Origin of the sequence: Candidatus Stygibacter australis (genome assembly GCA_030765845.1) — a bacterium.
Lineage (GTDB): Bacteria > Cloacimonadota > Cloacimonadia > Cloacimonadales > TCS61 > Stygibacter > Stygibacter australis.
Genome location: JAVCDJ010000247.1, coordinates 1 through 10,458, shown reverse-complemented (window position 1 = coordinate 10,458; position 10,458 = coordinate 1). Strand labels below are relative to the sequence as shown.

Here is a 10,458-nt window from a genome sequence, read left to right as displayed (position 1 = left end):
CCAGCCTGGAATTAATAACTGGTAACAGGGATTATGTTCATAACACAATTATTGATGGTAATCAGAATAGCTGTTGTGTGGCTGTTCATAATGATGAGGAAGCAGGAACTATCTTGAGAGGATTTACCATAACAAATGGCATTGGTTATCCCGATCCATATGGAAGGTTTGGAGGAGGTATCTATTCTTATGAAACAAGTTTCAGCCTGATAAATTGTCTAATAGAACAAAACCGAGGAATAATTGGAGGAGGAATATTTATCGATGGTGGTAATGTTTATTTAGAAGGAAATACTTTCAGGTATAACTCTGCGGATTTGCATGGTGGGGGATTGATGAGTTGTCATTTAACATCCTACATAGCTTTTGCTGAAGATAATAGAAATAATTTTTATTATAATATTGCTATTACAGGAAATGACATTTACAACGCTATAGATGATAATGGGTTACTTACTGATGTAGTAGTAGATACCTTTACAGTAACTGAACCCTTTAGTTATGAATTCTATCAGGGAGAAGGTAATTGTGAAAACCAGAACTATGATACAAGATTTGAAATGCTGCATCCTAAAAGGGAAAGAGTATATACGGATATGTATATTTCTCCGGATGGCAATGATGAAAACAGTGGCGTAACACCAGAAGAACCTCTACAGACAATAAATCGGGCATTACACTTCATTACAGCAGATGAAGATAATCCGCTTACAATCCACCTGGCAAATGGCGTTTACTCAACGGAATTAAATAATCAAATATTTCCAGTAATATTGAGGTCTCATGTATCATTAATTGGAGAGTCAGTAGAGAATACAATAATCGAATTAGATGGGATTGATCAGGGTTTTGCAATTGATCTAATGAGTGATTTAGGATATGAAATAAAAAACCTGACAATTACTAATGGGTATACTAATGGCATGATAAGTCTTTGGGACAGAATATTCCATATTAATAATTATGCCTTTTCTACAAAACCTGTACTGATGGAAAACCTAAATATAATTGACAATGAATATATTAGTTTATTTTATTTTAGTTCTATGAATATTACAGTGCGCAATATTCTCTTTGAAAATAATATTTATTATCCAGCAGGAGCATCGTTGCACACATTGATGCATAATCATATACCAAATTGCAGAATGACAATAAAAGGATGCAGGATAATAAATAACCATACCGGATATTTATATTTAACTGCCGGAACCAATAATCAAGGTAATCATATCTTTGATATAATTAATTGTGAAATAAGTGATAATGAATATTTAAATAATTTTACAGATTATTCTGTTGGTATATCATTATCTGGTACGGATGATCAAAGGATCAATATTGTAAACAGCACATTTGCATGTAATGTATTCGATGGAGTTTATGTTGAAAATGCACCTTTACGACTGGCATATGATATTGATGCAGAGATCATGAATTCCATAATCTATGATAATGAAACTGAGTATTCAATAATTTTGAGAGGTAATCCTTCTCTTGGAATACCGGTTGTAGATGTACATCACAGCATAATTGAGGATGGATATAATGGGGTTTATTTTGATGGACTTGGCATTCTGAACTGGGATGAAGATACGAACATTGAAGAAGATCCTTTATTTATGTATGACGGTGAATATCCCTATAAGCTGCAGGAAAGTTCACCGGCTATTGATGCGGGTTCTTTGGAATTACCGGAGGGTGTAGTTTTACCTGAATATGATCTGGCAGGCAATCTGCGGATAAGAGGGAATGGCATAGATATTGGTGCTTATGAATATAATCCCTTCAGTAATCCAGTGCATGAAGATGAGTTGGAATATTCTAATTTGAAATACTATCCTAATCCTGTGAGAATAAGTGAGGGCAGGGGAGCAGTGATCATCAATTATGCAGGTTTGGAGCAGGTAGAAGATTATCAGATAGGAATATATAATATCAAAGGACAAAAGGTGTGGGAATCGGAATTAAAGAAGGAATATAGTGGTATCAGATGGGATTGCTGCAATACAAATGGTGACAAAGTGGCAGCTGGAGTATATTTCCTGCGTCTTTCAAAAGATGGGGAATATCTGGAGCAGGGAAAATTGACGGTGATCAGGTAATTATGAATCCGCCAAAGGCGGACAAGTTTTGAATTTTGAATGAGAACGCAAGAGAAATTGGGCAACTAACAAAACGAACTTTTAATACTTGCTGTGCAGCAATGGGTGATGAGATATGGTTTTGATACTCCGTAGGAGTTTGCTATTTGTAGAAACTATTGATCACGCAAAAACGTCTTTCCCTGTAGGTGGTATCTATCAGGAAACGAGTTCCATTAAACGCTTATATAACCCCTACAGGGTAAGGATTGTTTTTTAGCTTCATGATATTACTACAAGTAAATAACGCCTACGGTGTAAGAGGAATAATGGGCAAAATCCTGGTAGTTTTAGTTCGTTTTGTTCGTAATTGTTCGGTGCTAAAAATACTCTTTCTTCTCTTCCTTTCGTGTCAATTCGTGGTTTTCGTGGTTTAAAAAAAGAGTAATATCAATATTTCTTGACTTTGTAACTCTGAAACATCTTTGTAGCATTATGAAAAAATATAAATTACAAAAACAGATAGGCGAAGGCAGCTTTGCCACTACCTGGCTGGCAGATGATACATCTGGCAATCAGGTGGTTATCAAAAAATATAAAGCTGCAGAAGAGGCTCAGGCAAGAAGTGAATATATCTTTCTGGCTGCCCTCTCCACTGCTAATGTTCCCCAGGTTATTGAGTATGGAAGCTCTCCTGGAAATCTCTTTCTGGCTATGGAATATATCTCCGGCAACTCCCCCACCTTAGCAGACTTTTCCTCTGAGCAAGAGCTTAATACCTTCTTCTTTAAGCTCTGTAACCAGATTGTTGCGATACAATCTGCCGGGATCGTGCTTAATGACCTGAAACCTGATAATCTTATTAGTAAAGACCAGGAGCCCTGGATTCTTGATCTGGGACTGGCAACTACGAATAATTATAATGATGGCAGATTCCGCGGGAATATTGCCTATAGTTCACCAGAAAAGATCAGGCATAATTCAGCGAATTTCGCTTCTGATATCTTTGCCCTGGGAATATTATATTACTACCTGTCCCAGGGAAAACATCCTTCAACTGAGCTTGAGAACCAGGATTGGCAATCATTCCTGCTGCAAAAAGAGCAATGGCGGCTGTGGCTGCAGGATCAATCCTTACCTGATTTTATCAAAACTCTCCTTGCTTATGACCCATCTCTCAGACCTTCAGCAATTCAGGCATTACAATATTTTGGTGAACTCGCTGGTATTGCTCCTCAGCTTAACTGGAGCATTATTGATGATCATCTATTTAGCGCCCAGCAGGAAATGGCTGGCAGACTTATGCAGGAAAGACACCTCACTATAAATCCGGATGATGAACCGCATCGGGTGATCAATCAGTTTATTCTGCTATCTGAAAATGCCGGCAAACCTGCTATTATCATTAGTGATCATGAGCTCATCGATCAACCTGAAGATATTCTTGCCCGGTTTCAAAGACTTACCGATGGCAAACTGAAAAACCTTAGTGATCTGATTGATTTCCCTGCGGAACTGGCTCATATCGTTCTCATCCAGAATAACCCAAATTCTCCTTTCTATAAAAAGATGCAATTGCGACCTGATACTCATATTTTGAAAATCGATGCCAGTTTTCCACCTCATTTAGTAAAATCGGCTGAGTTTAATTCCTATCTGCTTTCCACCTCAGCCTCATTGCCAGATGCCATCCCGGCAGATTCTCTTTCGATTGCTTCCTCCCGGCTCTGGCTGCGTTCTCAAGTTCTGCGGGAAACAACTTCTGATCATGATGATCTGATTGATTTGGCTGCAGCCCTGCACCATACCCTGCCACTCAAACTGGTTGAATTACTGGATAGTAACTGGCTTACCCAGGTCACAGCAGCACTTCAAAACGGAAATATTACGCTTTCAGCCAGTGAATTCACAGCAAATTACTCAAATCCCCAATCGCTGCCGGATGAGACTCTACAAAACTTTCAAAATATAGCTTCTGAAAATCAATTTCATCTACATGCAGCCTTGATCTCCATTCTGAGAGGAGATAATATTGCTGCTATCCAGCAGATAAATCTGCAATACAGGATATTCAAGCAAAAAGGTTTCTTTATTTCTGCCTGGCAATCCATCACCCTTCTGGAATCAAGGCTAAGCTGGCAACAGCTTGATTTCAACCTGCAAAAAGCAAAAGCGTTTCTGGCGCGAAAACTGGGTGATCCAGCTCTGGCAATTGAGATATACCGACAGATCAATTCTCAGCCTGATACTCTTCAAGCTGCCACGATAGCCGCAGATATTGCTCTTGCCTATCAGGAAAATGAGCAGCTCGATGAAGCTATATCGGCACATCAGCAGGCTCTGGACTTCTTCCGCTCTACCTCTAATACCAAAGCAGTGCTGCGCTGCCTTAATAATATCGCCGCTGTCCATTACCAAAAAAATGACTATAATCAATCCAGCCAAATATATCTGGAGATGATACGGATTACGGAAACTAATGAAGATAGTGAATTTGCCCGGAACTACCATCTGATAGCTGAGATCAACCTGGCTGACATCTTTTTGCACAAAGCTCAATGGAAACGTGCCCGTTCCTATGCCCAGAATGCTGCTCAAAATGCTGACAGAATGCAATTACAACCTTTCCGCTATCAGGCGGAATTCATTGCCATTGCTGCCAGATTTGCCCTTGGTGAAAATGATAACCTGATATCCATCATTGAGCAGTTCCTCGCTGATAAATACCTTAAGCAGAACCCACCTTTATATCAGCAACTGGCTGCCCATGCTTTGATGATCCTGCAATTCCTGGACGCTGATAAAGCCCGGAAACTGGCTGATACTCTAAGCAATTCTCCCCTGGCAGAATACAGCCCTGATCTGCTGCTCGCACTCTTTTTCTATTCCTGGCAGAATAGACAGCTTAAGCAATCAAATCATATTGCAGAACTTATCAAAAAACCGCTTTATCATGAGCTTATTGAGGGACTGATAAATCCCACAGTGAACTCTGTGCTCAAGGCAGTGCAAAAACTCTCCAGAATTGACGATAGCTGGCTTTATATCACCTTTACTGCCCAGATAACTCTTGCCGGATATGATCAGAAAGATAAGCGCATTGAAAAAGAAATTGCCAGCCTTTTGGATATCTATAGCTTTAAACCTTTGGAAAATATTACTCAATCGGCAATATCAAGCACTCCCCAGCATCTGCAATTGCTCTGGGACGTGGTTTCGCTGATCCATGATAAAGTTGATTTTCCTCAGATCATGGAGGCAGTACTTTCTGGTATCATCCGCATCTCTCAGCTTGATAGAGCCGTATTCTTTGCCTGGGAAGATGGCAGATTTATCGCCCGGCAGGGTATTGACAAAAACCTGTTGCAACTCGACACAGACAGTATCCAGGTAAGCCAGACCATACTGCAGGAAACCCTGGAAAAAAATGAGATCAGTTTCCTTAATAACCTGCAATCAGAAGTCGAGTTTGATATTCATTCCAGTATTTTTGGTTTAGGGCTGCGCTCAGCGGTGTGCTATCCACTCATCCTGCAGGACAATGTTCATGGCGTTATCTATTCTGATGCTCAATCAAACCGCACCTTTGGTGATCAGGAACAAAAGCTGCTTGCTTCTATCCTTGTTCAGGGTCGCTCCGCCTTTGAAAAGGCTGTCCTGATCCAGAATATCAGACGCCAGCAGCTTGATAAACTAATCGAAAGTGACAATAAATTTGATGATTCCATCATTGGCAACAGTCCCGAAATGCAAAAAGTTTTCCAACTTATAAATCTTGTAGCATCCCACAACGTGAATGTGCTTATCACTGGTGATACCGGTACGGGAAAGGAACTCGTAGCCCGGGCAGTGCACAAACGTTATGCATTTGATAAGCCTTTTACGCCTTTAAATTGTGCTGCTATTCCTGAAGCACTGCTGGAAAGCGAGCTTTTCGGTTATGTAAAAGGTGCTTTCACTGGAGCTGACAGCGATAGAAAAGGCTTGATAGAAGCCACAAAAGGCGGTACCCTCTTTCTTGATGAGATCGGTGATATGCCCGTTGCTCTGCAGGCAAAGCTATTGCGGGTAATCCAGGAAAGACAACTCACTCCCGTGGGTTCAAATAAGATCATCCCCGTAGATGTACGCATTATATCAGCCACAAACCGATCACTGGAAAAAGCTATTGAAAATGGCTCTTTCCGGCAGGACCTCTATTATCGTCTCAAAGTTATCAAAATTGATCTGCCCTCACTCCATAAAAGAAGACAGGACATCCCCCTGCTCGTGAAACACTTCATTGACCGCTATAATGACCGCTTTGATAAAAATGTTTCCGGTATCTCCACCCCGGCTCTGCAACTGCTCCAGAATAAAACCTGGCATGGTAATATCCGTGAACTGGAAAATGATATTGAACGCGCCATGGTACTCAGCCAGGGCGATCAGCTTACGCTTGATCTATTTGAAGGTTCTGCTCTGCACAATAATTATTCTCTGGAAGATAATATCCCGCTTAATTGGGATGATTATAAGGAATATCGACGACAATTCAATGCTAATCTTGATGAGATATATGCCAAAAAACTCCTCAAAGCAGCTGATAACAAAATCTCTGCTGCCTCGCGCCTGGCAAATATCAGCCGCACCCAGATCTACCGCCTCCTGAACTCCAGTGAAAGCTGATAAATCTCCAAACCCTATCTCACTCCCACTTCCGCAATCAAATCTCATAGCTAACTAAGTTAACCGTGTTAACCATGTTAACGGAATATAACAAACATATATCACCCAAAAATATGAATTTCCCTTAAATCATCACCAAACCACCAAAATATTATGTAAACTTCATACTCATCTTCCTAACTATCTGATAATATTTATCTTATGCTTAATAATAGTCCCAAAGTGGCTTAGAGGAGGAACAACAAAGCACATAGTGACATTTTTTTGTTAGATAGAGCTATGTTACTACAGGTGTTCGCCACCTTGAAGGTTGTTTTTGGCAAAGTGATTCAGGGTCATTATAAATAAATTTTCTTGACAATATCATTGTTAGAAACTAAATTTTGAATTAGAGATATAAGAGACTGAAATAATCATATCTTAAAGGAGAAATTATGAAGAAACTGGTTATAACAATTATCTTTTGTCTTATCATGGCATTTACATTTGGGCAATTTATGTGGGAAGAGCCGGGGATATGGGCTGGTCAGGAAAAAATGATACACGCAGATGAAGATTATGTGAAAACTGTGATGATCGAAACGACTGAAGGGATAGTGGCAGTGTGGGTAGAAAGCCAGGAAGGACTCGCCCAAATCTATGGGCAGAAATATTCCTTGCAGGGTGAAGCTATTTGGGATGAACCAATTCAATTTACTGCTGCATCAAGATTTCCCTGCTTACAATCAGGTATAGCAGATACGGAAGGAAACATAATCTTAGCTTATTTCTTTCCGAGAGACCAATACAATATTCAACTTTTGAAGCTGGACATCAATGCCGAATTTGTCTGGGAAGTCAACTGGGATACTGGAGAAAACCCCTGCCGGGAAGTGCGTTTAATAAATGGAATATCCAATGATATCTATCTATGTACCACAGATACTGTTAATGAAGATCTGTTATATCATTTTGATGAGGATGGCAATCTAACCACTGGCTGGGAAGATGGACGTTACTATGGTAAAATCGATCCGGGTAGTTGGAAATTGGAGGAAGATGGCAGTCTGGTTATAATGTATTATAATGACTGGGAAATCAAATTGCAAAGAATAAACCTGGAAGGAGAAGAGGCATTTCCTCAGGGAATATTGGTTTTTTCTGATTTTTTACCCAATAATGATGGTCAAGTTTGTCTGGATATTACTTCTAATGGTGATTATTTATGTTATTATTCTAATTTCGTAAAGTGTATCAGTCATGCAGGAGAGACCTGTTGGGACATTGAGAACGAGGGGCAATCTTATTATTTATCAAGCAAAATAATAGCAAAGGAAGACTTCTTTTATCTACTTTCTGATGGTCCTTGTGTTATTTATCAATACTCTTATGATCCCGATGATCCAGCATATCTGCCTTCTTTTACATGGTCTTATATAATTAGTGGATATGGTACTAGAGTAGCCGGTGCCTGGGTGAGAAATGATGATGGGATAAGAGTTATATTTAAATCAGATGTATTGGGTGAAGAATATATGAGAAATTATAAACTTCTTGATTTTAACAGTGCAGGTGAAATGATTTCACCAGAAATTGGCTGGTATAGTGAGGAAGGTAATTCTCTACATCTTCATCCGATATTTTTAAAAACCGAATCAACAGATATTTTCTGGTATAGTATAAACAGAGATGACCTTTTTCAGCAGCAATTGAACTTTGTAACCATTAATGAAGCGGGTGAAATTCTTACAGGAGCAGAACCAATAATTGTTCAGACAGGAATTGAACGCTTATTAATCCCTTTTGAGGTTTACGTTTCAGAGGATGCGATTTCAGTGCTATTAAAGCATACTGGCTATCCTCTGGGAATATATAATCAATATTCAGTCATTCTGCAACGATTTGACAGACAGGGCGTTCCGCTTGATAACCCCGCAGGAACAATGCTCTTTTTTGCAGAGGCACAACTTCTTGATCGACAGGATAATCTGGCTCTTTTTGTATTAAATAATGGTATGGAAGGATCCAGTGTTCAGCTTGTAGACCTGGCAACAGGAAATTATTTATGGGAAGAAGGAGGACACATCTGTGATCCAGGTTACAGTATTGGTGTGATGGCAGGAGACATATATGAGGGAGGTGCAAGTTATTACTGGCAGAGAGGTACTTCTTACCACGTACAAAGAATTGAAAATGGTGAAGAAGTTTTTCCGCCAGGAGGAGCAATTATACCATTCACTGAAACACTCTGTTGGGGATCATGGTTGCGTGATAATTATGTGATAAATAATATAGCTAATTACAGTAAGCAGCACGTGAAATATCTAAGCGATACTGGAGAAATTGAATGGTCTCATAATTGCGGTCATTACTTTTACTATGGGTGTAAAGAGAATTTTAAGCTGACCGATGAAGGTTTGTTAGCATTATTTCAAGTTGGAATTTACCCACCGGAAGAATTACGCTGCGAGCTTTTTAACGAGACAGGAGACTATGTTTATGGAGATGGAGTATCCATTCCTTTTAATTTTGAGGATGAGCTATATGGATTAGTGGTCTTAGACAACGGTTTCGCTGTTTATGGTCATAATGCGGAAGCCATTGAACCGATTACTTTTCGTAGCTTCAATATGGATGGCTCAGTTCAGCAATCGGAAATAAATCTGCCTGAAACTGAAGGTTGTGAACTGGTCAACGTTCAAAAAATTGAAGAGGGAATGCTCATTTTTATGACACAGGCAGATGGGAGGTATTACACTTTAAAAATGGGTTTATATGATTTAAGCGGTAATCTGGTAGAAATGCCCACAACTAATCCGGTGATATGCTATCAGGAATATTGCCGTCAGGAACATATTGCAGCAGAGGTTTACGATAATGATGTTTATTTCTGCTGGGAATCTCTTATCAATAGATATGACTCATATCAGTTTTATGATGGAAATGACGTGCTCCTGCAGGGCTGGTCTGTTCCTGTAGTGCAAAATGATGAGGAGACAATTCACGCTATTGGCAGTAGTTTGACATTAATGCCTAATCCCTTTAACCCCCAATTACAGATTAGCTGGAATTGGGCAGAGGGAAAGGATGAAGGCAGTCTTGCGATATATAACGTTAAAGGACAGAAAGTATGGACGGCAACTATTATGGAATCACAGAGCAGCGTTGTGTGGGACGGAAAAGATATAAAAGGTAATAAATGCAGTAGTGGAGTATATTTCATCCGCTTGCAAAGAGGTAATGAAGAAATAAGCAGGAAGGCTTTGCTGTTGAAATAATTTTGAATTTTGAATGTAAGAGTTTTTACCACAGAGGTCGCAGAGAGCACAGAGGAATGTAATGTGGAAGAGAAAGAAAAGAAAAGAAATAGCATTTTAGCAACTAACAAAACGAACAAGACGAACTTTTAAGACCGGCGGTGTAGAAATGGATATTGAATTTATTTTAATTGCACTTCATAGGAGTTTGCTATTTGTAGAAAATAATGACCAACCAAAACCGTCTTTCCGGCAGAAGATATTTATCAGGTAACAGTTTCTATTAACCGTTATATAACCCCTACGAGGTAAGGGGTATTTTATTGGTATGATATTGCTACAAGTAATTAACACCTACGGTGCACGGATGACTTAGATGGTTGTGATTTTTTTATTATTGGAAGCTGTGGACACAATGACAATGTAAACTTAGTAAAAGATATCAATCTGCTTTTCGCTTGACAAGGTCA

3 protein-coding genes are annotated in these 10,458 nt (G+C 39.4%); all 3 read left to right on the top strand.

The annotated features are described in order from the left end of the window. Window positions 1-2,105, top strand: a 2,105-nt coding sequence (locus tag RAO94_12600) for a choice-of-anchor Q domain-containing protein (GenBank protein MDP8323179.1), incomplete at its 5' end; no start/stop codon positions are given. A gap of 474 nt (window positions 2,106-2,579) precedes the next feature. Further along, window positions 2,580-6,752 (top strand): sigma 54-interacting transcriptional regulator, encoded by a 4,173-nt coding sequence (locus RAO94_12595; GenBank protein ID MDP8323178.1) that lies wholly within the window; start codon window positions 2,580-2,582, stop codon window positions 6,750-6,752. A 434-nt stretch (window positions 6,753-7,186) separates the two neighbouring features. Further along, complete coding sequence (locus RAO94_12590) at window positions 7,187-10,009, top strand: T9SS type A sorting domain-containing protein (protein MDP8323177.1); 2,823 nt, start codon at window positions 7,187-7,189, stop codon at window positions 10,007-10,009. The last annotated feature ends 449 nt before the right edge of the window (window positions 10,010-10,458 follow it).

Coding starts and splice junctions, on each gene's coding strand:
- RAO94_12590 (MDP8323177.1), top strand. CDS start 7,187: ATGAAGAAACTGGTTATAACAATTATCTTTTGTCTTATCATGGCATTT.
- RAO94_12595 (MDP8323178.1), top strand. CDS start 2,580: ATGAAAAAATATAAATTACAAAAACAGATAGGCGAAGGCAGCTTTGCC.